Source organism: Streptomyces sp. NPDC096040, from assembly GCF_040303265.1.
Lineage (GTDB): Bacteria > Actinomycetota > Actinomycetes > Streptomycetales > Streptomycetaceae > Streptomyces.
Window position 1 is genome coordinate 278,683 of sequence record NZ_JBEOTA010000005.1, and the last position, 24,838, is coordinate 303,520.

Annotated in this window: 17 protein-coding genes and 1 pseudogene; 5 read left to right on the forward strand and 13 right to left on the reverse strand. The window is 69.2% G+C overall.

Annotation, left to right across the window (positions count from 1 at the left end):
* Nucleotides 1-79 precede the first annotated feature (79 nt).
* The gene (locus tag ABTY98_RS08625) at nucleotides 80-526 is read right to left on the reverse strand and encodes a MarR family winged helix-turn-helix transcriptional regulator (RefSeq protein ID WP_352220129.1); all 447 of its coding nucleotides are present in this window, start codon (nucleotides 524-526) and stop codon (nucleotides 80-82) included.
* Nucleotides 527-620: 94 nt separating this feature from the next.
* Here ABTY98_RS08625 and ABTY98_RS08630 point away from each other — a divergent pair, with 94 nt between their 5' ends.
* A complete protein-coding gene (locus ABTY98_RS08630; protein ID WP_352220130.1) occupies nucleotides 621-995 on the forward strand; it encodes a cupin domain-containing protein in 375 nt (124 codons plus the stop codon).
* Nucleotides 996-1,224: 229 nt separating this feature from the next.
* On the opposite strand, the gene ABTY98_RS08635 is transcribed toward ABTY98_RS08630, so the two are convergent.
* Nucleotides 1,225-1,674 (reverse strand): DNA-3-methyladenine glycosylase I, encoded by a 450-nt coding sequence (locus ABTY98_RS08635; protein WP_352220131.1) that lies wholly within the window; start codon nucleotides 1,672-1,674, stop codon nucleotides 1,225-1,227.
* 78 nt (nucleotides 1,675-1,752) lie between these two features.
* On the reverse strand, nucleotides 1,753-2,472 hold the full coding sequence (locus tag ABTY98_RS08640; protein ID WP_352220132.1) for a hypothetical protein: 720 nt from the start codon (nucleotides 2,470-2,472) through the stop codon (nucleotides 1,753-1,755).
* A gap of 187 nt (nucleotides 2,473-2,659) precedes the next feature.
* Between ABTY98_RS08640 and ABTY98_RS08645 the strand changes: the two genes are divergently transcribed.
* Complete coding sequence (locus ABTY98_RS08645; RefSeq protein ID WP_502994177.1) at nucleotides 2,660-3,439, forward strand: endo alpha-1,4 polygalactosaminidase; 780 nt, start codon at nucleotides 2,660-2,662, stop codon at nucleotides 3,437-3,439.
* A gap of 231 nt (nucleotides 3,440-3,670) precedes the next feature.
* On the opposite strand, the gene ABTY98_RS08650 is transcribed toward ABTY98_RS08645, so the two are convergent.
* From ABTY98_RS08650 to ABTY98_RS08660, 3 genes are all read right to left on the reverse strand, one after another.
* A complete protein-coding gene (locus tag ABTY98_RS08650; protein WP_352220133.1) occupies nucleotides 3,671-5,116 on the reverse strand; it encodes a ricin-type beta-trefoil lectin domain protein in 1,446 nt (481 codons plus the stop codon).
* Between the two features lie 61 nt (nucleotides 5,117-5,177).
* The gene (locus tag ABTY98_RS08655; protein WP_352220134.1) at nucleotides 5,178-6,314 is read right to left on the reverse strand and encodes a ricin-type beta-trefoil lectin domain protein; all 1,137 of its coding nucleotides are present in this window, start codon (nucleotides 6,312-6,314) and stop codon (nucleotides 5,178-5,180) included.
* A gap of 130 nt (nucleotides 6,315-6,444) precedes the next feature.
* Nucleotides 6,445-7,884, reverse strand: a complete 1,440-nt coding sequence (locus ABTY98_RS08660; RefSeq protein WP_352220135.1) for an RICIN domain-containing protein — start codon at nucleotides 7,882-7,884, stop codon at nucleotides 6,445-6,447.
* Between the two features lie 352 nt (nucleotides 7,885-8,236).
* On the opposite strand from ABTY98_RS08660, the gene ABTY98_RS08665 reads away from it, so the two are divergent.
* Nucleotides 8,237-10,579: an alpha-L-fucosidase gene (locus ABTY98_RS08665; protein ID WP_352220136.1), complete on the forward strand. Its 2,343-nt coding sequence runs from the start codon at nucleotides 8,237-8,239 to the stop codon at nucleotides 10,577-10,579.
* 171 nt (nucleotides 10,580-10,750) lie between these two features.
* Here ABTY98_RS08665 and ABTY98_RS08670 read toward each other — a convergent pair whose 3' ends face one another.
* On the reverse strand, nucleotides 10,751-12,379 hold the full coding sequence (locus ABTY98_RS08670; protein ID WP_352220137.1) for an RICIN domain-containing protein: 1,629 nt from the start codon (nucleotides 12,377-12,379) through the stop codon (nucleotides 10,751-10,753).
* 363 nt (nucleotides 12,380-12,742) lie between these two features.
* Nucleotides 12,743-13,060, reverse strand: a pseudogene (locus ABTY98_RS08675) (aldo/keto reductase); the annotation flags it as partial.
* 753 nt (nucleotides 13,061-13,813) lie between these two features.
* Here ABTY98_RS08675 and ABTY98_RS08680 point away from each other — a divergent pair.
* Together ABTY98_RS08680 and ABTY98_RS08685 are read left to right on the forward strand one after the other, a co-directional pair.
* Complete coding sequence (locus ABTY98_RS08680) at nucleotides 13,814-17,266, forward strand: DNA polymerase III subunit alpha (RefSeq protein WP_352220138.1); 3,453 nt, start codon at nucleotides 13,814-13,816, stop codon at nucleotides 17,264-17,266.
* Nucleotides 17,263-18,276, forward strand: coding sequence for a DNA polymerase Y family protein (locus ABTY98_RS08685; RefSeq protein ID WP_352220139.1), 1,014 nt, complete (start codon nucleotides 17,263-17,265; stop codon nucleotides 18,274-18,276). Before ABTY98_RS08680 ends, ABTY98_RS08685 begins: the two co-directional genes overlap by 4 nt.
* 48 nt (nucleotides 18,277-18,324) lie before the next feature.
* Here the strand turns inward: ABTY98_RS08685 and ABTY98_RS08690 are convergent, their stop codons facing one another.
* The 5 genes from ABTY98_RS08690 to ABTY98_RS08710 form a co-directional block, all read right to left on the reverse strand.
* Entirely contained in the window at nucleotides 18,325-20,412 is a 2,088-nt protein-coding gene (locus ABTY98_RS08690; RefSeq protein ID WP_352220140.1) for a SpoIIE family protein phosphatase, read from the reverse strand.
* Nucleotides 20,413-20,620: 208 nt separating this feature from the next.
* A complete protein-coding gene (locus tag ABTY98_RS08695; RefSeq protein WP_352220141.1) occupies nucleotides 20,621-21,700 on the reverse strand; it encodes a S1 family peptidase in 1,080 nt (359 codons plus the stop codon).
* 241 nt (nucleotides 21,701-21,941) lie between these two features.
* The gene (locus tag ABTY98_RS08700; RefSeq protein ID WP_352220142.1) at nucleotides 21,942-22,781 is read right to left on the reverse strand and encodes a slipin family protein; all 840 of its coding nucleotides are present in this window, start codon (nucleotides 22,779-22,781) and stop codon (nucleotides 21,942-21,944) included.
* 126 nt (nucleotides 22,782-22,907) lie between these two features.
* Complete coding sequence (locus ABTY98_RS08705; RefSeq protein ID WP_352220143.1) at nucleotides 22,908-23,807, reverse strand: S1 family peptidase; 900 nt, start codon at nucleotides 23,805-23,807, stop codon at nucleotides 22,908-22,910.
* A 251-nt stretch (nucleotides 23,808-24,058) separates the two neighbouring features.
* Entirely contained in the window at nucleotides 24,059-24,838 is a 780-nt protein-coding gene (locus tag ABTY98_RS08710; protein ID WP_352220144.1) for a DUF1684 domain-containing protein, read from the reverse strand.

The following is a 24,838-nucleotide window of genomic DNA, read 5'->3' on the forward strand; positions in this document are numbered from 1 at the left end:
GACGAGTAGTGCAACCGTGAAGTTACGCGTCGGTAAAACTTCCGGGTAACCGGTCGCGCACTACCCACCTGATGGGATGTCACCAGCTGGGCCTGAGGGGACCATAGGGGGCGATGCGCGCCAAACTGTCCCGCAACACACGCACTTCACCCTCCCCCAGCACATCGCCCCAGCCCCGCACGACCTCCGCGGCCGCCTCCTCCGCCGCCCGCGTGCACGCCCACCCCCGATCGGTGAGCACGAGCAGCCGGGCCCGCGCGTCCCCGGGATGCGGCCGCCGCTCGACATACCCCTTGCGTACGACTTCATCGACAAGCTGACTCGCCGCCTGCTTGGTCACCCCGAGGTGCGCGGCGAGCTCGGTGACGGTCGCCCCGTCCGGGGCGAGTCGCGCGAAGGCGAAGCCATGGGCGGGCCTGATCCCCTCGAAGCCGCGAGCGCCGACCCCCTCGTTGATGCGCTGGGTCAGCTCACCGGCGGCGGCGAGCAGGGCTGCGGACAGGGCCATGGCCTCGGAGTTCTGCACGGAGGCATTGAAACACCCTTGACGGAATGGTCAAGCAGCTTGACCATAGAGACCAAGTAGTCAAGCAACTTGACCAAATCACCCGGAGGCAGCCATGCCCGTCGTCCGTTCCGCCGAGTCCGTCACCCACGAGATCCACGGCGCCCGTTTCGTCTCGTACGCCACTCCCCGCACCGGCAGCGAGGAGCTGTGCGCGTGGCGCGGTGAGATCCCGGCCGGGACCAGGGCCCCCGCCCACACCGTCACCCGGGAGGAGATCTTCCATCTGCTCGTCGGTGAGCTCCTGGTCTCCCTCGACGGCCGCACCGACCGCATCCGGGCCGGCGACACCGTCATCGTCAACGCCGGTGCCACCTTCGCCGTCGAGAACCCGACCGACCACACCGCACTCTCCTGGGTCACCACGTCCGTCGGCCTGGAGGCAGAGATGACCGACGGCACACGAATCGCACCGCCGTGGGCCAACTGACGTACTGACGTACAGGAAAAGAGCGTTGCGGGCCGGCGCATCCGGCATCACCGCGGGCGCCGCGTCCCTCCTGGATCGACCGCAGCACTCCGCCGGTCGGCAACACCCTCGACCAGGCGCCGGCCCGACGCAGGTGCCCCGGGAGGGACGCCGCAGATCCTGGCGAGCGGGTTCACCGAGGCGCCGGCCCGGCCGCCGACGACGACGCGGGCACGCCCACACTTGATCGTTACGGAACGTGTCGCCCGTACTGCATTCCGCCATCACCCACCCCACCCTGCGCCCGCCACGGGGGCGAATCCCCGCGACTCCCGCGATAGTCGCTCGTGCGGAAGCAGCCGTGCACGTGGTCGTTGACCACCCCGGTGTTCTGCATGAAGGCGTACACGCTCGTAAGGCCGACGAACCGGTAGCGCTGGCCATTGAGTTGTCTGGCGAACTGCGCGGACTGCGGCGTCGAACCGGGCAGATCCGCGATGGGTCGCGGCGCCCGCTTGCGATCTACCTGGTGGGACCTGGCCAGGGCTATCTCGGCGACTTTCTCCGCGGCGAAGCCCTTGAACGCGCGACGGAACGCGTCTGGCTTTCCGAACCCGACGGCCCAACTCAGTCCGACCTCGAACACACCCAAGGTGAGTGCCAGGTGGAGGCGGCTTCCCCAGGCCCGGCCCAGGCGCAACGCGAGGTGCCGTCGGGACCGATGACGATGTCGCTCATGCGCGGCTCATCCCCCGCTGGTCGGGCCGCTGGCGCCTGCCTAGCTGAAGCGGACTTCCTTCACGTCGATCGCCACCATCACCAGGCCGGGCCAGGCGCGGCCGGAGCTGTCGCGGCGAAACGCCCTTCGCACCGAAGGCAGTCGGATCCCGTCGGCTTCGATGATGTCGTAGACATACTGCGCAGCCGCGAACCCGCCTGCGACATCGACGTGGTAGTCGTGCCTACGCAGCAGGTTGTCGGAGCCGAAGTAGAACTGCTGATGCTCGCTATGGCTCGGGGTGGACGGCGGAAACGTCACGTCGAGCCCGCGCCAGACCTGTTCGTCCTCGTGCCACGGCTCGATCTCCTCCACCTTGAACCCCGGCAGGGTGAACAGGAACGGTGTGGTGAAGTACGTCCACATGGCGTACCCGTTGAAGTAGGCGCGGTCCAGCGCGTCCCATGGAGTTTCGAGCACGTGACCGGCGAAGGACTCGCGCGGGTTCTCGCGCTCGGACACTACCTTCCCGCCTGTTGTTTCGATCTTCAGGCGGTTCGGAGTGAACTGGGTCCGGCGGTCCTCGGCACCGTACGGGAAGAGCGAGGTGCGCTCCTCGTGCAGCCACACCGTCTGCTGCCGCGGCGCGGGATCCTGTGGGGTGCCTTTGATCACGAACAGGTCCCCGCCGCTGACGACTGTGGCCTGCAGCTTCGTGAACCGGTTCCACTGCTCGAGGCCGCCATGCGCCTCGAGGACGTTCTCAAGGAGGCTGGTCACCCTCGGCCACCGCCTTCAGACGCCGGTGCGACCGGATCGGGCATCGATCTGTTCATGGCCTGCCTCCCACTCTCCTGAGAACATCTTCACCACCAGACTTTGCCCACCGCCAACGGCGCGTCTCTCCCCTGAACACGTGACGCGGCGGCCTCTGGCGTCTCGAACCGGTGTGCTGCGCCGTCGCGGCCTGGCCACTCTCGCGCTCGCCGCGGCCGCGGTGAGCGCATGCTCGTCAGCCACGTCGGCGTCCGCCGCCACGGTGACGCTGCCCCCGACACACGTGGGGTGGGACTACCAGATCAACCGCGGGTACACGCCCCCGGCCGACGCGAAGGTGGTCAGCCGCGACCACGACGAAGAGCCCGCCGCGGGCCTGTACAACATCTGCTACATCAATGCCTTCCAGGCGCAGAAAGGCGCGGAGGGTGACTGGGACGACGACCTGCTGCTGCGCGACAGCGGTGGAAATATCGTCTACGACCAGAGCTGGGACGAGGCGGTCCTGGACATCCGCACGGACGCCAAGCGCAAGCGCATCGCCGCCAAGGTGGACACCTGGATCGACGAGTGCGCGGCCAAGGGCTTCAATGCCGTCGAGCCCGACAACTACGGCACCTTCACTCGCTTCGGGGACTACCTGAACGCCGACCACGCCAAGGCATTCATGAAGCTGCTGTCGGCGTACGCCCACGGCAAGGGCCTGGCCATCGCCCAGAAGAACACCCTGGAGTTCGCGTCCGACCGGACATCCGTGGGCCTGGACTTCGCCGTGGTGGAGGAGCGCGGCAGGTGGAAGGAGTGCGGCGAGTTCGCCGACGCCTTCGCCAACAACGTTCTCGTGGTCGAGTACACGGCAACGGGCCTGTCGCAGGCGTGCTCCGGCTGGGGCAGCACCCTGAGCATCGTCCGCCGTGACCCCGAGGTCCTGCCGAAGGGCGAGAGCGGCTACCTCCGCAAGACCTGCTGAGCGGTTCCGTACTCACTGAGGTGAAGAGGCGGGCCAGGACGCCCTGGAGATCCCGTCCGCCATGTCGGCGAGTCGCCGGTGAGGCGCGACACGGCGAGCGGGATCGCGGCGATCTTCCCGACCGCTGGCCTCCCCACCGCGAGCCGGTCTTCTTTCAGTGGGCGCAGACCCGCGCCGAGGGCCTCCGGGACTCGGAGACCCGCCGGCGCGGGCGGTCAGCCCGGGGTCGGCTTACTGCCGGGTCCATTTCTGGTTGCTGCCGCCGTTGCAGTTCCACAGTTCCACGGGTGTTCCGTTGGCAGTGGATGCTCCGGTGACATCGAGGCAGAGGCCGGACTGCACGTTGGTGACGGTGCCGTCGCCGTTGACGTTCCACTGCTGGTTGGCGCCGCCGTGGCAGTCGTAGATGATCACCGCGGTGCCGGCGGCCGTCCCGGCGCCGGAGGCGTCCAGACACTTGCTGCCGTACACGACCAGTTCCTTGGCGGAGTTCGGGCTCCAGGACTGGTTGGTGCCGCCGTTGCAGTCCCAGATCTCGGTGCGCGTGGAGTTGGCGGTGCTGAAGCCGGGCACGTCGAGGCACCGGTTGGAGCCGACGCCGCGCAGCACTGCGGTGGCGCTGCCACCACCGCCGGGGTTGGTGCCGATGCCCCAGCCCCACCGGAGACGGTCCAGACCGGACTGGTTGGTGACGCTCAGAGAGAGGTTGGTGCCGCTGCCGGTGAGGGAGGTGATGGCGCAGGAGGCGTTGTCGCAGGGGCCGGGGCCCTGCGTCTGTGTGCCCTCTTTGACGCCGGTCCACAGCACGGAGCCGATGCCGAGGCTGCGGACGGTGTCGGTGATGGCGTAGAAGTAGGAACGGTTGTTGGTGCCGTCCTTGGGGCCGTTGTAGTCGACACCTGTGTTCATCGGGACGCCGAACTCGGTCAGCACGGCGCGGTCGGCGTAGCCGCACAGGTTGCCGGTGAAGTCGTTGACCCAGTCGGCCTCGGTGGTGTGGGAGTCGCCGAACATGCTGTAGATGTGGATCGACAGCAGTGTGCCGGCCAGCCGTGAGTCGCCGCCCACCGCGCACAGGTTCCCGTCGGAGTACAGGCCGGGCACGATCATGTGGTCGCGGGGCAGACCGGGATAGCGGGCCAGCCAGGCGGCCTCGAAGTCGGTGAGGTCGGTGGCGTTGTAGCCCCAGGGCTCGTTCATCATGTCGAAGTAGAAGTTGCCGTGTCCCCCGTACTTGTTGATGACCGTGTCCCACATCCGGTAGAAGGACGCGGTGTCGCTGACCTTCCCGTTCTGCAGCCAGGGCGCGACGATGACCTTCATGCCCAGCGCGGTGGCGGCGTCGAGGGCGGCGGTGTAGCTGTTCCACCACGTTCCCGAGGTGGTCGCCTCGTTGAAGCCCAGGCGGACCGTGTTCGCACCCAGGCCCTGGAAGCCTTTGAGGATCGCCGTCGATTTCGTGTACGTGGTCGTGTAGTCGTCCGCCGTGGACAGGCCGACGGGCACGTTCGGGCCTGTGATGAAGTTGTCGTTCGGGTCCGCCCAGTTCACCCCCTGGAACTGGCCGGTCGCCGCGTGCGCCGCGGGAGCGGCGTGCGCCTGGAGGCCCAGCCAGCCCAGCAGCAGGGCCAGGACCATGCCGACCGGAGCCAGCCGGCCCCGCAGATGTCTGTTCATTGTCGTCAGTCCTCCCATGAGTACACTCATTTCCCGCCGGATCGGGCGTATCGCGCAGGGGTCATGAGACGGGCAGCGTGGTCCACTGCTGGTTGGCGCCGCCGTTGCAGTCCCACAGCACCAGTTGGGTGCCGTCGGTCGAGGAGGCACCGGGATCGTCCAGGCAGCGCCCCGACATCGGATTGCGGTAGCCGCCGTTGTAGGCCTGCCACTGCTGGTTGGCGCCGCCGTTGCAGTCCCAGATCTCCACCTTGGTGCCGTTGGCAGTTCCCCAGCCGGTGGCGTCCAGGCAGTTGCCCACAGCCCGCAGAGTGCCGTCGGCGTAGGCGGTCCACTGCTGGCCCCGGGTGCCGTTGCAGCCCCAGATCTGCACGGCGGTGCCGTTCGCGCCGGAACCGCCGTTCACGTCCAGGCACTTGCCTGCGACACCGGATCGTACGGAGGCGGTGACGGTCGCGGGCGGCTGTATCCAGCCCGCGGCGTCCGCCGCCTGGATGCCCTTGTTCCAGGCGGCGGCCATCTTCTGGTACCCGCTGTCGTTGGGATGCAGGCTGTCGGCCAGGTCGGCGGTGGTCAGGGCGCTCATGTCGACGTACGCCACATGTCTGCCCGCCGCCTGCTCCGCCTGGACCATCTTCGGTATCGACGCGTTGTACGCCGGTCTGGCCGCCTCGACCGACGGGGCCGTCGAGACGATCAGATCGGCGACGAGCACGGTCGCGGTCGGATCGTCCGCCGTGATCTGGTCGACCAGCGCGTGGAGCCGGTCGGGAGCGCCGGCCACCTGGTAACCCTGGTTGAGATCGTTCGTGCCGATCATCAGGGTCACCACGTTCGGCTGGTAGGTGGCCAGGGAGGCGTCCGTGATATCGGCGATCTGGTCGATCCGCCAACCGGAGTGGCCTTCGTTGTCCGGGTCGGGCATCGTGCCCGCCCGCACTGAGCCGACGAAGTCCAGGGGATGCCCCTCGGCCGCCAGGTCGTTCCACAAGGGCTCCCGGTAGCCGTTGCCCGTGCTGCTCCCGACGCCGTAGGTGATCGAATCACCGAGTGGCAACACCCGTGACCTCGATGCCTGCGCGTTCGGGGCGGCGCCGGTGGCAGTCGCGTGCGTGGTCTGCGCCCGGGCAACCTCGTCGGCGGCCTGCGCCGGCGACTGCGTTCCCGTGGTCACGCCGAGCGCTGCTGCCAGGGCCATGATTGCGCTGCTCAGCGCCAACCGTCTCATGATCTTCCTGCCTCTCGCCTTGGGGGAAACGTGACTGCTGCTCAGGGCTTGGGGCTGCCGCCGTCGTGCATCGCGTTGCGGCGCATAGCTGCGGCGGCCGTCACGCCGGGCGCCGCTGGAACCGCTGGTTGGCGCCGGCGCCGCAGGGCCACTGGATGAGGCGGGCGCCGTTGGCGGTGGAGGCGTCCGAGACGTCGAGGCACTTGCCGCTGTGCCGGGCCACCAGGTGGTAGTAGCCGCCTGACTGGTCCTGGAACTGCCACTGCTGGTTGGTGCCGTTGGTGCAGTGGTACTGGTTCACATAGGCGCCGTCCGCGGTGGATCCGCCGGCGACGTCCAGGCACTTGCCGCTGTGCTGGGCGAGGACACGGACGTAGCCGCCACCCGCGTCCTGCAGGCGCCACTGCTGGTTGAGGCCGCTGTCGCAGGTGTACTGCAGGGCGGTCGCATTGTCGGCGGCGGAGTTGTCGGTGATGTCGAGGCACTTGCCGCTGTGTTCGGCCACGAGGTTGTAGTACGGGCCGCCGCCCACGCCGGTGACCGTGCCGGCCGCGGTGTCGACGGCGATCTGCGGATACCAGGGCAGATCCATCGTGGTCCTGGTGGGAAAGGTCAGCGGAAGCCAGACGTACTGCGAGTCGTTGACGGTGCCGCCCATGGAGTTGCCCCAGCGGTCGCCCAGGTAGAGGTACGAGGTGCCCGACGCGCCCTGGACGGGCAGCACGTAGGCGGTCTGGGATCCGTAGGCGGTGGCGTCGCCGACGTCGGTGAAGGTGGTCCAGGGCCCGGCGAGGCTGGTGGCGGTGGCGTACTTCTGCTGGTTGGGATTCCAGCCGCTGGTGCCGGACGTCAGCATGAAGTAGACGCCGTTCCGCTTGAACAGTGCGGGTGCCTCACGGTAGTTGCCCGGCCAGGGGTTGGCGGTGAGGCTGTCGTAGCCGGTGTAGTCGGGGGTCAGCCTGTAGATGTGCAGATCTGCGTTGCCGGCCGCTGAGGTGACCTGGTACGCGGTACCGTCGTCGTCCTTGAACAAGGTCATGTCGCGGGACGTGGTCCCGGACGGCGGGCGGAAACTGCCCTTCCAGGTGTAGTCGCCATCGATCGTGTCGGAGACGGCGACGGCGGCGCGGGCCTGGTTGTAGTCGCTGCCGTTCTCCTTGTGCATCCACATGACGTACTTGCCGGTGGTGCTGTTGTAGATGACCTTGGGCCGCTCGATATTGGCGACCGCCAGCTCGGGATCGCTCGCCTGGGTCAGGACGTCGCGCCGGAACTCCCAGGTCTTCAGGTCGGTCGAGCGGTAGGCGGAGACGGCCTTGAAGGTGTTGTCGGGGTTTCGGTTCTCACCGAACCAGTAGTAGTACGGGCCCACTTTGATCATCCCGCCGCCGTGAGCCTGCACGACGGCTCCCGTGGTGTCGGTGAACTGGGTCGCGTTGGTCACGGTCACCGGGGCGGCCTGGGCCGGCGTTCCCGCGGCCAGCATCGTGAACACGCCGAGCAATAGGGCGAGCAGGGGCGTGAGGGCACGTCTGAGCATCGGGCAGCACGCCCTCTCAGGTCTGTTGGATTGTGTGCGGATCTGTCGGAAGACGGTAGGCACTCGCCATGCGCCCGTCAACCGTTACCGCGAGGTAAATACATCCCATGTTCAGAGTGGCTTGTTCGGCCTGGCACCTGAATCACCTGCAACTTTCGATGATGTCTGTCCGACCTCTGGACAAAAGCCTTCACGATCCTCGTTAATCCATCCCATGTTGCTCTCGCGCGACAGCGTGAGCGTCTGGCGTGGCGCCCCGAATTCCCGCCGTGAGGGCGCCCCTTCGACGTACTCGCTCCGGACCCGAGCCGCCCCTCGTCCGTGCTGTTCTGTGAACAGGCAGGAGAGAACCTTGTCCGAACTGATCAGTCGCCGAAGCGTGCTGACCGGCATGGCCGCCGCGACGGTCGCCGCGGTCATCGCACCGATGCCGGCGACACCCGCACACGCCGCCTCCTCCCCCCAGCCGCTCCCCCTCCTCCCCCTGCGCATCCCCGCACCGGACATGGGCGTCGAGCAGCAGCCCGATGACAAGGTCCAGTGGCTGCAGGACGCCAAGCTGGGGATGTTCATCCACTGGGGCGTCTACTCCGGCCCTGCCAAGGGCGAGTGGTACATGGAGAACGCCGCCATCACGCCGGAGGACTACCGCAAGTACCTCACCGACGCGACCAGTGAGCAGTTCACCGCGAGCGCCTACGACCCGGCCGACTGGGCGCAGCTGGCCAAGGACATGGGCGCCGGGTACACCGTCCTGACGGCCCGCCACCACGAGGGCTTCGCGCTGTGGCCGTCCACCCACCCGAACGCCTGGACCGCCGGACAGGCCCCCCTGCGGAAGGACCTCGTCGGCCAGTACGTCACCGCCGTCCGCGACGCCGGGCTCAGGGTCGGCCTGTACTACTCCCCGCTGAGCTGGCGCTACCCCGGCTACTACGACGTCTACGGCACCAACTGCCTTCCGAACGCCTGGGGTTACACCACCGATCCCGCGCACAAGGAGAACGCGCGGATCTTCAAGAACGAGGTGTACCAACAGGTCAAGGAGCTGGTGACGCAGTACGGCAAGATCGACGACATCTACTGGGACGGCGGCTGGCTCGGCCAGCAGGGCTCGGACCGGGACGCCGCGTTCTTCTGGGAGCCCGGCGAGTACCGCGACACCGCCAACGAGTGGCCGGTGGACGCCGCCTACAGCGAAACCGACCCCGCCACCGGCCGTCCTCTCGGCCTGATGGGCGTGGTGCGCAGGCACCAGCCCGACGTCGTGGTCAACCCGCGCTCCGGCTGGATGGGCGACTACACCAGCGAGGAAGGCAGCGCCGTCCCGACCGGCGCCATACGCACCGGCCACCTGGCCGAGAAGAACTTCACCATCGGCGGCGCGTGGGGCTACAAGGCGGGCAGCCCCGTGATGAGCTACGGCAACATCATGAGCATCCTGGTCAACTCCTGGGTGCGGAACATGACCGTCCTCCTCAACGTCGGCCCGGACCGCACCGGTGCGGTGCCCGCCGACCAGGCGGCCGCGGTACGCAAGGTCGGCTCCTTCCTGAGCACCTGTGGCCAGGCCGTGTACGGCACCCGCGGTGGCCCCTGGAACCCGGTGGACGGCCAGTACGGATACACGTACACGGGCGACACGTTCTACGTTCACCTGCTGCCCGACTACAGCGGCACCGGCTTCACCACCCCGTCCACCGGCGACGCGAAGGTCACCCGCGTCTTCGACCTAGTCTCGGGCACCGACCTGCCGTACACCGTCGGCTCGGACGGCAGGGTGACGGTCACCGGCATCGATCGCGTCCGTACGCCCGAGGACAGCATCGTCGGCGTCACCCTGGACCGCTCCGTGCAGCCGGCCGACATCGCCCTCGGCGCGACGACAACGGCCAGCAGCGAGGAGACCTCCAAGGGCAACACCGCGGCGAGGGCCGTCGACGGCTCCACCGCCACCCGCTGGTCCGCGAGCAGCGGCAGCACGGGACAGTGGCTGAAGGTGGATCTGGGGGCGGTGAAGTCGCTGACGGGAACCCGTATCGCCTGGGAGTCCGACGCCACGAACTACCGCTATCGGATCGAGGGTTCGACGGACAACTCCACCTGGACCACGCTGGCGGACCTGACCGCCACCACCGGTACCGCTCAGGTGCAGGTCTCCGTCTTCCGCGCGCAGGCACGGTATGTGCGGGTGACGGTCACCGGGCTTCCCTCCGGCGCCTGGGCCTCGATCCGCAACCTGGAGATCTACGACCGCCTCTTCAGCGCGGACATCGGCACCTTCCGGCTGGTGAACCGCAAGAGCGGCAAGGTACTGGACGTCAGCGACGGCTCCACCGCCGACGGCGCCGCCGTCATCCAGTGGCCGTGGAACGGAGGCGCCAACCAGCAATGGAAGCTGGTGCCGAACGCCGACGGCTCCTACCGGCTGGTCAACGCCCACAGTGGCAAGGTCCTGGACAGTCCTGGCGGCTCCGGCCAGGGCGCGGGCTTGGACCAGTGGACCGACGACGGCGGTGACAACCAGTCGTGGAAACTCGTCCCCTCCCCGACCAGCGGCTACTACCAGCTCGTCAGCGTACGCAACGGCTGGTGCGCCGACGTCAAGGACGCCTCCACCGCGGACGGCGCCAAGATCATCCAGTGGCCGGCCACCGGTGGCTCCAACCAGGACTGGCAACTCCTGGCCCTGTGACGGCATCGGGTGCGGGGCCGTGTGAAACGGCCCCGCACCCCTCCTGGCGCCTCTACGGCTCAGTCCGCTGCCGCTTCGTCAGCTCCAGCGGCATCCGGGAAGTTCTCAGCCCGACGAAGAGGACGAAGCCGGCCCCATCGAAGAGCTGGCCGGCCGGCTGCGCACCTCCGCCTACTTGAGCGCTGTACCACCCGAGTTGTGGTAGGCGATCGTCTTGTTGATCAGGTTTCCGCCGTCGGTCTCGATCGACGTCTGTTCCTCCTGCCCGGCACCGAACAGCAGGCCGGCGATATGGGCGTTCGCCACCTGGTCCATGTGCGCGAAGAACCAGTCCACCTTGTCGTCCTTGTAATGGTGGAGGGTGTTGTTCTGCGCCATGTTGCCCACGGGGATCTGCCACAGGACCACCGGCTTGCCCACGGACTCGGCCATCGTCCTGTAGAACGCCAGCGAGGCAGCGGCCTTCTGGTCGGTCCAGAAGTTGTCATGGCCGCCATGTGCCGACTGTGCGTACCAGCCTGCGTCACGGTCCGACACATCGGCGACCAGGAAGTCGGCGTTCTGTGCCCCGAGGTTCGCGTAATCCTTGGCGCATCCCTGTGTGTTGCTCGGCCAGTCCCAGCAGGAGAGATGCATGCCCACGGTGGTGTTCGGCGCGTATTTGTGCGCCATCGCGATCAGGCAGCGGACGAGTCCGGATGCGCTGTTTTCCTGCGATCCGCAATCCGCCGGATTCGCGCCAGAGACCTGCGCGGCGACCTGGTGCGGATTTCCGAGCGACCGGACGTAGCCCCAGAAGTCAGGCTCGAGGTCGATCATGTCGTGCGAGTTGCCGATCTTCTGGAGGAAGAACCGGTAGTCGTTCATGTACCGGGTGAGCAGGTCGACCCTGTTGATGGCCTTGACCTCGCCCGGACCGTCGCCCGAGCCCGCCAGATCCCCGAGGTCGCGCAATGAGTACCAAGTCCAGAAGAACTTCTGCGCGCGCGGGCTGCCCTTGTAGGTCGCCTGGGCCGCATGGGTGTCCGACCAGGTCACGTAACTGCCGGGCGCCGTGGTGCTGCCGCCCCAGCAGCCCCACCAGTTCGTCCACCCGGCCTGGCAGAGCGATGCAGAGTAGTAGGCCGACGAGGGCGCGGGCCGGCTGTGCACATAGGCGTATCGCACGTCGAACGGCGCGGCGGTCGCCGAGGCGTCGGACATCGAGCCGCCGATGAGCACCGTGCTGCTGCCCATGAAACGTGTCGTGCCGCTCGGAGCCTGGCTTGCGGGAACACTGCCGCCCGACCCGGTGGGCGTGGGCGTGCCGACGCTGCCGGCCGGGACGAGTTGCCATTGCTGGCTGGCGCCGCCCCCGTCGCGGTTCTGGACGACGTGGCCCCCGTCAGCCTTGGAGGCGTTGTGGACCTCGACGGCCATGCCACTGAAGCGATTGATCAAACGCACGTAGCCGTTCGCCGACTTCGCCAGTTTGAACTGCTGGTTGCGGCCGTTCAGGTCGCTCCACTGCACGATGCCGGAGCCGGCCCTCTTCGACCAGTTGTGGTCGTCCAGCACCTTGCCGGAGTTCCGGTTCTGCAGCCGGTAGTACCCGTCACCCGCGTCGATGAACCGCCACTGCTGGTTGGCCCCGCCGTGACGGCTCCACTGCACCACCGCCGCGCCGTTGTTCGTGGCGAAGGCGTTGCCGTCCAGCACCTTGCCGCTGTTGCGGTTGACCAGTACGTACCACGCCTTCGGATTCACGGTTCCCGCCGAGGCCGTGCTGACCACGACAGCGGAGCCGGCCACGACAGCCATGACGATGGCAGCCCAGACACTCCGACGCGCGAACAACCGACGGCCACGGTGCATCACTTTTCGTCTCCCCGTGACGGCTGAGCGGGACGACCGGCGTCGACCGCGGGCCTGGCCTCGCGGCACGGCGGCTGCCAGCGCGGTACGCCACCGATGACGTGAGTGGGCGAGGGACATGTCTGTGCTCTCTTTCAGCCGTTGCGTCTGACCGGACCACCTGGCCGGACACCACTCAGTGGTCCGGGGAGGCCGGAAAGGTTGCCGCGTGCGCGAAGATTCCCAGATTCTTTTTTCCGCCCTGACCGCTTCCCGTTCGCCGCGGAGCGCGGCACGGCGATGGCCGGCGGCGCACCTGCCCGGGAGCGGTCAGCGGCGGCGTAGCGACGGGTCGAGCAGGGCGGGCGGGGTGTCCGTCTTTTCGTGGGCCGCGAGGTCGACGCCGGGGGCGACGATCGCGTCGAGTACGTCGGCGGAGAGCACCGTGTCCGCGGCGGCGAGCTGCGAGCGCAGGTGGTCCAGCGTGCGGGGGCCGATGAGCGCGCTGGTCACGGCGGGGTGCGCGGTGACGAAGCCGAGCGCCGGCTGGATCATCGTCAGGCCGGCCTCGTCGGCGACCTTGGCCAGCTTCTCGACCGCGTCGAACCTGGCCCGGTAGGAGGGGAGGGAGGTGTCGAAGAGCTGCGGCCAGAAGGCCGAGCGGTTGGGCCTGCCCGGCATACCGCCCGCCTTCGGTGCCGCGGGGGGGGCTGAGCGCACGGTCCGGATGGGCGAGCTGACAGAGGCACTGTCCGAGGCCGTCACCTCTCAGGATGTCCTACAGGCCGTCGCGGAGTACGTCCTGCCTCCACTCGGTGCCGACGGGCTCATGGTCTGGGTGCTCGAAAACGGCCGACTGAACGTGGTCGGTGACGCCGGATATCCCCAGGAATTCGTCACTCTCATCGACCACGACCGCACCTACCACGCCCTGGCCCGAGATGTGCTGCGTACCCGTACACCCCGGTTGATCGAATCCACTGCGGAGGCCGTCAGTCGCTATCCCCGGGCCAAGACCCTGTTGCAGGCATCGCCGAAAAACGGGGGCTTTTCACGCGTTCGTGTCGAGTCACCGATTCGGGCGGTTGGCAATTGCTCTCCCGGAGCTGTCAGCCGTCGGTCGTTTCAGGGGGTTGGCGTCTGTTGCCCAGAGTGGCGAAGAGCTCGTCGAGCCACTTGGCCGCAGCGCTACCGGGTCATGCCGGAGCTGCGGCAGCCCTGCCCGGCTGGGAACTGACGGCATGATGCCCGTTTTGGGTAACTTCCCACCCCTTCAAGAATCGCCGATGCGTTCGACTGCGGGTCGCTGGCCGGGGCTGATGGGGTTAGAGTAATCGAACGAGCGTACGATGAACATATCGGACGCATGGCCGAAAAGGGGTGGAGTGATGGAGGTGCGGCATGACGGGCTTCGCCCATCTGCACGTCGCGTCCGGTTACTCCGCCCGCTACGGCGCATCTCACCCCGAGCGGCTCGTCCGGCGAGCGGCCGAGCGGGGCATGTCGGCGCTCGCGCTCACCGATCGGGACACGGTCACCGGAGCTGTTCGATTCGCGCAGGCCTGCGCGAAAGACGGCGTCCGGCCGGTTTTCGGTATCGACCTGGCGGTGCAGGCCCTCGCACCCCCGCCGCCCACCCAGCGCCGCCGCACCCCGGCGCGCGGTGGCGCACACGTCGTGGAGCCGCCGCTGCGGTTCGTGCTGCTCGCACAGAACCAGGAGGGATGGGCACGGCTGTGCCGCATCACGTCGGCGGCTCACGTCGGTGCCGTGTCCGGTACGCCCCCGGTGGTGCCGTGGCAGGCACTGCGGGAGTACGGCGGCCCCGGCCTGGCCGTCCTGCTCGGTCCGCTCTCGGAGCCGGTGCGGGCGCTGTCGGTGGGCCGGGAGGACGTCGCGATGAAGCTGCTGGCGCCCTGGACGGAGATCTTCGGGAGAGAGGTCCGGTTGGAAGTCATCGCGCAGAAACGTTTCGGCATGGATCCCGGGTCCCTGCGCCTCGCCGCCCGCACCCTCTCCCTGGCCGACCGCACCCGCACCACCGCCGTACTCTCCAACGCCGTCCGCTACGCCGACCCCGACCAGCACCGCCTCGCCGACGTACTGGACGCCGCCCGGCTGCTGCGCCCCATCGACCGACGCCACCTGGACACCGGACAGCGCTGGCTCAAGGACGAGCGAGGAATGGAGACCGTCGCCCGGATGATCACCGAATGCGCCGGAGAAGACATCCGCCGGGCCCGCCGGCTGATGGCGGACACCGCCACCACGGCGGCCGCGTGCACCGTCGACCCGGTAGCGGACCTCGGACTCGGCGCCCGGCACTTCCCGGAACCGTCCCTCTTCGGCGCCGAGCCCCGGGCGGACGGAGCGGCCCAGCTGCTGCGCGGGCAGTGCGAGGCCGGCCTGGCCAGACGTGGCCTCGACCGCGACCGTACGGTGCTCGACCGGCTGGACGAAGAGCTCAAGGTGATTGCCGCGCTGAACTACGACTCGTACTTCCTCGCCGTCGGCCAGGTCGTCGCCGACATCCGGGCCAAGGGCATCCGGGTCGCCGCCCGCGGCTCCAGCGCCGGATCGATGGTCTGCCACGCCCTGGACATCGCCACCGCCAACCCGCTCGACCACCGTCTGCTGTTCGAACGCTTTCTGAGTACGCGCCGCAAGTCGCTGCCCGACATCGACATCGACGTGGAATCCGCCCGCCGCCTGGAGTGCTACGACACGATCTTCGAACGCTTCGGCAAGGAGCGGGTCGCGGTCACCGCCATGCCCGAGACCTACCGTGCCCGCCGGGCCCTGCGGGACACCGGCCTGGCCCTCGGGATCGCGCCCGGGGACGTCGACCGGATCGCCAAGAGCTTCCCGCACCTGCGCGCCTGCGACATCACCGGAGCCCTCGCCGAACTGCCCGAACTACGGCAACTGGCCGCCGAGGCACCCCGGTACGGCCCGCTGTGGGAACTCGCCGAGGGCCTCGACTCCCTGGTCCACGGCATGGCCATGCACCCCTGCGGCGTGGTCATCAGCGACGCCACACTCCTGGACCGGCTGCCGGTGCAGCCCACGCCGCAGGGCGACTACCCCATGGCCATGGCCGCGAAGGAGGAGATCGAGGCACTGGGCAACATCAAACTCGACGTCCTGGGCGTGCGCATGCAGTCCGCCATGGCCCACGCCGTCACCGAAATCGAACGGACCACCGGCAACCGCATCGACCTCGACAACCCCAAGCAGGTGCCGCTCGACGACGTCTTCGCGTTCAAGCTCATCCAGGAGAGCCAGACCCTGGGTCTGTTCCAGCTGGAGTCCCCCGGCCAGCAGGACCTCCTCTCCCGGCTGCAGCCGCGCGACGTGCAGGACGTCATCGCCGACATCAGCCTCTTCCGCCCCGGCCCGGTCGCCGGTGGCATGCCCGAGCGCTACATCGCCGCCCGCCACGGCGGCACGCCCGACTACGCCCACCCGGACCTCGAACCAGTGCTGTCCGACACCTACGGCGTGACCATCTGGCACGAGCAGATCATCGAGACGCTGTCGGTGATGACCGGCTGCGACCGGGCCTACGCGGAGTTCACCCGGCGGGCGCTCGGCGACAAGAACGAACTGCCGAGGATCAGGGACTGGTTCCATGGCCTGGCACGCGCGCGTGGCTACAGTGCGGCTGTCCGGGACGAGGTCTGGAGGACCGTCGAGGCTTTCGGCGCGTACGGCTTCTGCCGCGCCCACGCGGTCGCCTTCGCCGTACCGGCCCTGCAGAGTGCCTGGCTGAAGGCGCACTACCCGGCGTTCCTGCTGGCCGGCCTTCTCGAACACGACCCCGGGATGTGGCCCAAGCGCGTCCTCGTCTCCGACGCCCGTCGGCGCGGTGTCCCCGTCCTGCCTGTCGACATCAACCGCTCCCGGGTGAGACACACGGTGGAGAAGACCGACGCAGACCAGTGGGGCGTACGGCTTGCCCTGTCCGCGGTGCACGGCATCAGCGAGGACGAGTGTGCCCGGATCGAGGAGGGTCAGCCGTACGGATCGCTGTCGGACTTCTGGCAGCGGGCCCATCCCAGCAGACCGGTCGCCGAGCGGCTCGCGCAGATCGGTGCGCTCACCTGCCTGCACGACGGCCGCCTCACCCGCCGCGACCTGCTGCTGCAGATCGCCGAACTCCATCGCCAGTCCCGCACCCGGTCCGCGCACGAGGGACAACTGCCCATCGCCGCGGACGCCGTCGGTGGGGCGGAGCCGAGTGGCCTGCCGGAGATGACCGGACGCGAGGCCCTGAGCGCCGAGCTGAGCACCCTCGGCATCGACGTCTCCAGGCACCTCATGGAGCACCACCACCGGCTGCTGCGCGAGATCGGCGCGACCGACGCGGCCCACCTGGCCGGACTGCGCGCCGGTCAGCAGGTCCTCGTCGCGGGTGTGCGGGCCTCCACCCAGACCCCGCCGATCGCGAGCGGCAGGCGGATCATCTTCGTCACCCTGGAGGACGGCTCCGGCCTGGTCGACCTGGCGTTCTTCGAGGACTCCCACCCGGCCTGCGCGCACACCGTCTTCCACAGCGGGCTGCTGCTGGTGCGCGGCACGGTGCAGGTGCGCGGCAGCCGTCGTACCGTCGTCGGCACCATGGCCTGGGACCTGGACGAGATCGCCGCCGCCCGCCGCGACAACGGCCCCGAGGCCGCGCTCGCCCTCCTCGGCGCCAGCCGCCCGCACCCGACGCCCGCCCAGCCACAGCGCACCCTCGCCAACGGCACCACCGGCGCCCGTCTGCACCCCTACGCCGACCTCCAGCCCGCCGGCACCCGCTCCGCCGACCTGAAGAAGTTCGGCCACCGAAGCCCAGGGAGCGCGGGATGAGCAGACGGCAGCGGCACATCGCCCACCTCCACCTGCACGCCGCACTGACCGAGGAACAGTACGCCGACGTGATCGAATACCTGTCCGGCATCACGCCCCACGTCCACGCCGTCCCACCCGACGCCGTCCAGCTCGACCTGACCTCGGCACTCCGATACTTCGACCTGCCCCCCTACGACATGGTCCAGACGACGATGATGAGGCTGAAGCTTCTCTACGGCATCGACTGCAGCGCCGGACTCGCGAGCAACCGCATGCTCGCGGCCATGGCCGCCGACGCCTCCGCACCGGGAGAGACCACCTGGGTTCCCGCCGAGCAGGCCGCCGACTGGCTGTACCCCCGCCCGGTCGTCGCACTGCCGGGCATCGGCCGCGCCACGGCGACCACCCTCAACCGGTACGGCCTGCACACCATCGGTCAGATCGCCGACCTGCCCGCGGCGACCCTGCAACGCCTTCTCGGCGTCGGCCAGGCCCGGCTGCTGTCCGAACGCGCCCGCGGCCACGACCCCCGCCCGGTCACCCCCACGGAACCGGCGACACACCTGAGCGCCGACCTCGTGCTGGAGCGGGACTGTCTCGACCCGGCGCAACACCACCGGGCGGTCTTGGGGCTTGCCGAGCAGATCGGGCAGCGCCTGCGTGGCGAAAAACAGGTCACGGGCCGCATCACCCTCACGGTGCGGTACGCCGACCGCAGCACCACCACACGCACCCGCAAGCTCGAAGAGCCCACCGACCACTCACCCGCCCTCGCCACGGCCGCTCTCGGCCTGCTGGCCGGCCTCGGGCTGCAACGCGCACGAGTGCGTGCCTTCACCATCCGCGCCGACGACCTGCTACCTGCGGCCGCCGCCCACCGCCAGCTCTCCATGGACCCCGGCGACGATCACGCCCGCACCGCCGAAGCCGCCGCGGACAGAGCCCGCCGCCGCTTCGGGCCGGAAGCCGTGGGGCCCGCCGCTCTCGCCGGCGGCCGCCAGGGACGCCGGAGCCGGGCCATGAAGTGACCCCGTGCCGGAACGACCGACCTCGGCAGGCAGAGGCCGAAGCACAGCCTATGGCCGCTGTCGGTGGCCGGATGTGGCTGAACGCGGGAGAGGCTGTTCGGCCCAGACGGTCTTGCCGTCGGGCGTATGGCGGACGCCCCAGTTCTGTGCGAGTTGGGCGACGATGAACAGGCCGCGCCCGCCTTCGTCGACAGTGTTCGCGTGGCGCAGCCGTGGCGCGAGGAAGTCTCCGTCGTGGACTTCGCAGGTGAGTGTGCGGTCCTTGATGAGCTGCAACCGGACAGGCGGGGCGCCGTAGCGGACGGCGTTGGTGACCAGTTCGCTGACGATCGTTTCGGTGGTGTAGGCGGTTTCCTCATCGACGCTCCACCGGACGAGCTGGTGGCGGGCGTGGCCGCGCGCCGTGGCGACAGCCTTGGGGTGGTGGTCGAGATGCCAGGTGGCGACCTGGTCGGCGGGGAACGGGTTGGTGCGGGCGAGAAGGAGGATGACGTCGCCGTGGCGGGTGTCGTTGCGCAGCCGGTAGAGCACGTCGTCGCACAGGTCCTGCAGTGGCCGCTCCGGGTGGGCCAGCACCTGTCGGAGGGTGTCCGGGGACGGTGAGGTGTGCAGCAGGGACGGGGTGTAGAAGGCGAGGACGCTGCCGTCGGCGACGGAGACCGTGGTGGCGGCGAAGGGGGGTCCCGCGCCGCTGCCCAGGGAAGGCCCGCTCGGCAGGTCGGGTATCTCGGTGGTCCCGTCGGGGTGGGCGATGACGGGTGGGGGATGGCCGGCCAGGGCGATGGTGCAGGTCTGGGCGAACGGGTCGTGGACGGTGTACACGCAGCTTCCCGTGAGGGGCATGGGATCGCCGGGCGGCAGAGCCGCGCGCTCCTCGGCGAGGCTGGTGGCGGTGTCGTTGAGGCGGGCGAGGAGCTCGTCGGGCCCCAGGTCGAGTGCGGCCAGGGAGTGGATGGCGGTCCGCATCTGTCCCATCGTGATGGCCGCGTGGACGCCTTGGCCGGCGACTTCGCCGACCATCAGGGCGGTGCGAGCGCCGGACAGGGCGAAGGTGTCGAACCCGCCGCCTCCGCCCGCCGCGGAGGGCACGTGCAAGTGCGCGGTTTCGACGGTCGTCCATGTCGCGGGTTGGGGCGGCAGCAGGTGACGCTGGACTGTCAGGGCGATGGTGTGTTCACGGGTGTAGCGGCGGGCGTTGTCGATGCACAGCGCGGCGTGAGCGGCCACTTCGAGGGCGAGGGTGACATCGCCCTCGTCATAGACGGCCTGGTCGGTGCGGTACAGGCTCAGCAGTCCCAGCACGGTTCCGCGCAGTGTCAGGGGTGCCGTGATGAGAAAGCGGGCGCCGGAAACACGGATCGCCTCGGCGCGGGGCGGGTCGGCCGCCAGCCAGGGGGTGTCAGGTGCCAGGGCGACGAGGCGGGGCTTGAGGTCGGTCAGCGTCTGGGCGTAGGGCGTGGGGAACGGCAGCGAGCGTACGTCGCCCACCGGATGCGCCTGGATCAGCTTCTCGTCGCCGCGGTGACCGTAGGCGGCACGGCGCAGCGGCACCTCCGCTCCCAGCGGGCTCAGGGGAGGTTCCTCGCCTCGTACCACGGCGTCCACCACTTCGACCACGGCGATGTCGGCGAGGTCCGGCACCACTGCCTGCACCAGTTCCTCGCAGGTGGCCACCACGCCGAGGGTCCGTCCCACGTGCTCGCGCACGGCGCCGAGGACCCGCATACGGGCGCCCACCCTTTCGCGCTCGGTGACATCGAGCATCTCCGTGAGCACGCCCCACACCCTCCCCTGCGCGTCCTCCAGACGGGACGCCGAGACGGAGAACAGGTACTCCGGCCCCGGTGCGCCCTTCGGACGCACCCCCACGAGTCGCCCCCGTACCGGCGCGCCGTTCTCCAGCACGCCGCGCAGCATCGCCGCCACCTCACCGGGTGCGGAAAGGTCGTACACGTCGGTGACCCGTAGGCCCACGACCTGTTCGGAGGGCGCTTCGTGCAGATCCGGTCTGGTGAAGTTGATCCGTACGATGCGCAGCTCCGTGTCCAGGATCAGCAGGCCGGTAGGCGACTGATGGAACAAAGCTTCCAGCACTGCGGCACCCTTGCCCGGTGAGACGGCTTCGTTGTGCGCCACGGCGACCCACCTCCCTAGTCCAGCCTGCACCGAGCCTCTCGGCGCCGCTCCCTCGACCACTGGCTGCCTTCTCGACCGGTTGTCGTGTCATGAACGCGGCATGGCTGTGCAGGCTCGCGTACATGTCCGGCTGACGCTGCCCGGCTCACGGCATGGAGATGCCCCGCCCCTCGGACAGGGGCGGGGCATCTCGGGCTTTCGGCGCGGGTCAGCCGATCTGGGTGCCGGTGGCCGACAGTGCCTCCGTCACCGGCTGGAAGAACGTCTCCCCGCCGGAGGTGCAGTCGCCGCTGCCGCCCGAGGTCAGGCCGATCGCGTTGCTGCCGGAGAAGAGCGAGCCGCCGCTGTCGCCCGGCTCGGCGCACACATCGGTCTGGATGAGCCCGCTCACCGTGCCCTCCGAGTAGTTCACGGTGGCGTTGAGACCGGTGACCGTGCCGTCGTGGACCTGGGTGGTGGAGCCGCTGCGGGACACCTTCATGCCCACGGTCGCCTCGGCCGCGCCCGTGATCTTCTGGGTAGAGCCGTTGTAGAGGTCGACCTCGCTCGGGTGGTCCACCGCGGAGGTGTACTTGACCAGACCGAAGTCGTTGCCGGGGAAGCTGGACTGGGCGTTCTGGCCGATCACGTTGCCGGAGGAGTCCGACCAGGTGGAGATGGCGTCGGTGCAGTGCCCGGCGGTCAGGAAGTACGGCTCGCCGCCCTTGACCACGTTGAAGCCGAGCGAGCAGCGCCCGCCCGACCCGCTGATCGCGTCACCGCCGGCGATGAAGGGCTTGAACTCCCCCTTCGAGTGCCGGAGTTCCACCTTCTCGCCGAGCCCGTCGACGACCTTGGTGAGCTTGGTCAGCGCGGCCCCGGCGACCGTCTTGTCGGCGGTGACGACGACCTTGTTGGTGACCGGGTCGGTCGCCCACGAGGTGCCGGGGATGGTGGCGTCCTGCTTGAGCGTGGTCCGCGCGCTGTCGAGTTCGGCGAGGGAGTTGGCGACGAGTCTCGCCTTCGCCCCGGCCGCCTCGACGGTCTGCGCGGCGGTGTCGTCGAGCACGTTGACGACGAGGTTCCTGGTCTTGGCGTCGTAGTACGTGCCCGCCGCGTCGGTACCGAGGTCGGCGGCGAGCGCCGAGGCGAGCTTTCCGGCCGCCGGCACGGACAGGATCTGCGGTGCGGCGGCCTTGGCGGGCTCGCTGGCGTTCGCACTCTGGAAGGTCACTCCGGCGGCGACGAGCGCGGCTATGCCCGCGCCGGCGAGGACCGCCCGGCGCCTGGGTATGCGTCGGTGCTTCAACTCATGTCCTCCTGTGGGGGGTCGGCCCGTAAGGTTGTGGGGACCTCGGAGCCGGAAGGCTGGTTGACGGGCGCCCACTATTCCGAGACCCACAGGGAGCACACAAGGTCGAGTTCAGGACGCGCGTGCGCGGATGTTGTGCGCCCCCTGTGCCCGAGCCGTTCACAGCCACCCACGGAGGGCCCAGGAGGATTCGCACTGCAAACACTCCGGGCGAGTAACCATCGAAGGAGAGTGGCCTTTACCCCTGTCCGGAATTCGCCTCTCCAGGCTCGCTCTTGGCACCGATCCCCCCGGACCCGTCCGCCCCCGGCGGCAGTTGCTGCTGAGCCCGCTCCAGGAACCGCAGCAGCTCCACCGGGAACGGCAGCACCAGGGTCGAGTTCTTCTCGGCGGCGACCGCCACCACCGTCTGCAGCAGGCGCAGCTGGAGCGCGGCGGGCTGCTCCGACATCTCCTTGGCCGCCTCGGCGAGCTTCTTGGAGGCCTGGAGTTCGGCGTCGGCGTTGATGACCCGGGCCCGGCGCTCCCGGTCGGCCTCGGCCTGCCGGGCCATGGATCGCTTCATGGTCTCGGGCAGCGAGACGTCCTTGATCTCGACACGGTCGATGGTGACACCCCACTCCACGGCCGGGCTGTCGATCATCAACTCAAGGCCCTGGTTGAGCTTTTCACGGTTCGACAGCAGGTCGTCCAGCTCGCTCTTGCCGATGATGGACCGCAGTGAGGTCTGCGCCATCTGCGAGACCGCGAACCGGTAGTCCTCGACCCGGACGACCGCCTCGGCGGGCGCGGTCACCTTGAAGTAGACGACGGCGTCGACGCGGACGGTCACGTTGTCGCGGGTGATGCCCTCCTGTGCGGGCACCGGCATGGTGACGATCTGCATGTTGACCTTCTGGAGCCGGTCCACGAACGGGACGATCATGGTGAACCCGGGCTCGCGCACCTCCGGTCGGAGCCGACCCAGGCGGAACACCACGCCTCGCTCGTACTGTCTGACGACCCGCGCCGCGGCCAGCGCGTAGACCGCGCCGACGGACACGAGAGCGGCTCCGGCCGCCACCAGCGCCTCGACCATGCCGGCCCCCAGGGGGTGACTCCAATGGTCCTTCGACGGTAACCCCGGCACCCGCCCAAAAGGGAGCCCCCGCACGCCGGTTGCGTACGGGGGCCCACTGGGCTGGGAGCGGATCCGGGAGGATCGTCAGCCGACGCTCACGCCGTAGTAGCTCAGCGCCTCGGTGACCGGCTGGAAGAAGGTCGTACCGCCGGAGGTGCAGTCGCCGCTGCCGCCGGAGGTCAGGCCGTAGGCCACGGAACCGCCGTAGAGCGGGCCGCCGCTGTCGCCGCCCTCGGCGCAGACCGTGGTCTGGATCATGCCGTAGACGACGTCACCGCTGCCGTAGTTGACGGTGGCGTTGAGGGCGGTGACCCGGCCGCTGTGCGTGCCGGTGGTCGAACCGCGGCGGTACACCGTCGTACCGACGGCCGGGGTGGCCGCGCTGGAGATGGTCTGGCTGCCGACCGCGCTCGGGTGCGCGATCGAGCTGTTGGTGTACTTCACCAGCGCGAAGTCGTTCGTCGGGAAGCTGTAGCTGACGTTGGTGCCCAGGACCGTGGTGTGGCCGGAGTTGCTGTACCAGGTCGAGGCCACCTGACCGCAGTGCCCGGCGGTCAGGAAGTAGTACGTGCTGCCGCTGTGCACGTTGAAGCCGAGCGAGCAGCGGTAGGCGCCGCCGTAGATGGCGTCGCCGCCGGTGATCAGCTTCTTGAAGGTGCCGTTGGTGTGCTTGATGGTGAGCGCGCCGGAGTTTGCGCCCGCCTGCCGCTTGATCTTGGCGATCTCGGCCTTGGAGACCGTGTTGTCGACGGTGACGACGACACGGTGGGTCTTGCTGTCGACGGCCCAGGCGGTGCCGGGGACGTTCGCTTTCAGAACGGAGCTGTTCACGGCCTTCAGTTCGCTTGCGCTGAAGGTGTGAGCGTCACTCGCGCTCGCGGTGGGGACGGCGAACGCTGCCGCGGCCAGGAAACCGGTGCCCACGGCGATCAGTCGGGTCCGTCTCGAGATACCGCTGCGGGGGGTGGTGCGCTTGATCCTCACTTGTCGTTCCCTCCCAGGGGAAGTCAGGGGGCCCGCGTGGGGTCGGGGCCCGTGAGGCGCAGCCAGGGGCGGCGCCCGGGTTCCGGACACGTAATGCTCCTGACAAGCGCTGAGGGGGAGTATTCGGGCGAACGACCGGTACCCGCAAGAGTGCCTTTCGGCCGCGCGACTGTGTTCGAACCATGTCGACTTTGTGTGATCTTGTTGTGATCCGGGCGAGTTGACGCCCGGTCACAATTCCTGCGAAAGCGTCAGGCCACTATGCGCTCCCCCGCGTCGACCCCGAGGCCCAGCCTGTTCCCCGGCGGCGGGAAGGGGCAGATGAAGTGGTCCGCGAAGGCGCACGGCGGCAGCTGCGCCCGGTTGAAGTCGACGGTGGTGGAGCCGTCGGCGGCCGGGGCGGCCGAATAGAGGAACCTGAACCGGTAGCTGCTGACCCCGCTGGTGGCGTCGGAGAACACCGCCCACAGCCGGCCGTCGGCCTGCTCGGCGACCTGGAGCGTCAGGTCCTCGCCCGCCAGGGTGAAGGCGAGTTCCCCGGCGAGCACGAGCGCGCGCTCCACTCCGTCCGCGGTGTCGACGCGGACGGTGCGCCGGTCGTCGTCGTACGGGGTGAAGCGGCCCGGCACCGACCAGCGCGGGTCGTAGGCGGCGGCGTCGATGCCCAGGAAGGTGCGGCGGGTCTCGGCGGCCGGGTCGTAGTCCCGTACGCCCCAGACGCCTTCGCGGATCAGCACGACCAGGCGGCGCTCGCCGAGCGTGACCCGGGCCGACGGTTCGCGGTCGGCGGCGAGCCGGACCTCACCGGCGAAGGGTTCGCCGTCCACGGCCAGGCCGTCGGCCTCCGTGGCGGTGAGCAGCACGGTGTCGCCGTCCACCGCCCAGACGCCGGGGACACCGGGAAGGCGGCCTTCCGGATGGTCCTCGATCCAGTTGGTGCCGGTCAGCGCGAGCGGCCCGTAGGGAGCCGACACGGTCTCCACCCGGTGCTCGTGCCAGCGCTTCCAGTCGCCGGATGCGTCCGCGGTCAT

Excerpts from the sequence above, each read along its gene's own strand:
- ABTY98_RS08710 (WP_352220144.1), bottom strand. The coding sequence starts at position 24,838 with ATGACCGCGGACGCATCCGGCGACTGGAAGCGCTGGCACGAGCACCGG.
- ABTY98_RS08700 (WP_352220142.1), bottom strand. The coding sequence starts at position 22,781 with ATGGTCGAGGCGCTGGTGGCGGCCGGAGCCGCTCTCGTGTCCGTCGGC.
- ABTY98_RS08680 (WP_352220138.1), top strand. The coding sequence starts at position 13,814 with ATGACGGGCTTCGCCCATCTGCACGTCGCGTCCGGTTACTCCGCCCGC.
- ABTY98_RS08660 (WP_352220135.1), bottom strand. The coding sequence starts at position 7,884 with ATGCTCAGACGTGCCCTCACGCCCCTGCTCGCCCTATTGCTCGGCGTG.
- ABTY98_RS08685 (WP_352220139.1), top strand. The coding sequence starts at position 17,263 with ATGAGCAGACGGCAGCGGCACATCGCCCACCTCCACCTGCACGCCGCA.
- ABTY98_RS08650 (WP_352220133.1), bottom strand. The coding sequence starts at position 5,116 with ATGAACAGACATCTGCGGGGCCGGCTGGCTCCGGTCGGCATGGTCCTG.
- ABTY98_RS08630 (WP_352220130.1), top strand. The coding sequence starts at position 621 with ATGCCCGTCGTCCGTTCCGCCGAGTCCGTCACCCACGAGATCCACGGC.
- ABTY98_RS08670 (WP_352220137.1), bottom strand. The coding sequence starts at position 12,379 with ATGGCTGTCGTGGCCGGCTCCGCTGTCGTGGTCAGCACGGCCTCGGCG.
- ABTY98_RS08655 (WP_352220134.1), bottom strand. The coding sequence starts at position 6,314 with ATGGCCCTGGCAGCAGCGCTCGGCGTGACCACGGGAACGCAGTCGCCG.